Origin of the sequence: Streptomyces glaucescens (assembly GCF_002154375.1) — a bacterium.
Lineage (GTDB): Bacteria > Actinomycetota > Actinomycetes > Streptomycetales > Streptomycetaceae > Streptomyces > Streptomyces glaucescens.
The window spans coordinates 1-786 of record NZ_MUND01000498.1 but is presented as its reverse complement, the minus strand read 5'-3'; the positions used below and the strand labels follow the sequence as shown (position 1 = coordinate 786).

At 73.9% G+C, this 786-nt stretch carries 1 protein-coding gene; it reads left to right on the top strand.

The window, feature by feature from the left end:
• On the top strand, nt 1–786 hold a 786-nt coding region (locus CCN42_RS29395; RefSeq protein WP_422641200.1), incomplete at both ends, for a protein kinase domain-containing protein.

Below are 786 nucleotides of genomic sequence, written 5' to 3'. Positions count from 1 at the left end.
TCAAGCCCGCCAACGTCCTGCTGGAGGCGACCGGCACCGGCCGGCCGAGGCTGCGGCTGTCCGACTTCGGCATCGCTATGCGGTTCGGCGAGCCGCGGCTGACCGAGACCCATCTCGTGGTGGGAACGCCCGGTTACCTGGCGCCGGAGCAGATGATGGGCGCCGAGCCGGACTTCCCCGCGGATCTGTTCGCCGTGGGGCTCGTCGCGCTGTATCTGCTGCAGGGCGCCAAGCCGGACGTCAAGGCTCTGCTGCAGTACTTCGCGGAGCTGGGGACGCCCGGGGCGCCGAAGGGCATTCCCGAGCCGCTGTGGCAGGTCGTGGCGACGCTGCTGCAACCGGACCCGCACGCCCGCTTCCGCACGGCCACCGGGGCGCGCAAGGCACTCGCCGCCGCCGCGGAGCTCCTTCCCGAGCCCGGCCCGGACGACGAGCTGATCGAGATCTTCGATCAACTCGGCCCGCTGCCGGACGGGTTCGACCCGGACGGCCCGCTGAAGACCGCGGCCGGCCTGCGCACCACGCTCGCTCCGAGGACCGCCGCGCAATCGGGCGACGACTCGATGCCCCAGTCCCTCTCCGGCTCGCCCTGGCCCGGCACGTCCTCCGTGCCGTCCTGGACCGACGTACCGCAGCAGCCGGTGGACCCGAGCCAGGAGCCCTCCCGGAACGCGCACTCCGCGCCTCGGCAGCCGCTCGCTCCCCCACGGCCCCCCGGCACCGGCATGTCGGACACCGGCAGCTTCCACTTGCCGCCGCCCGCGCCGGCACCCCCCGAACCGACTC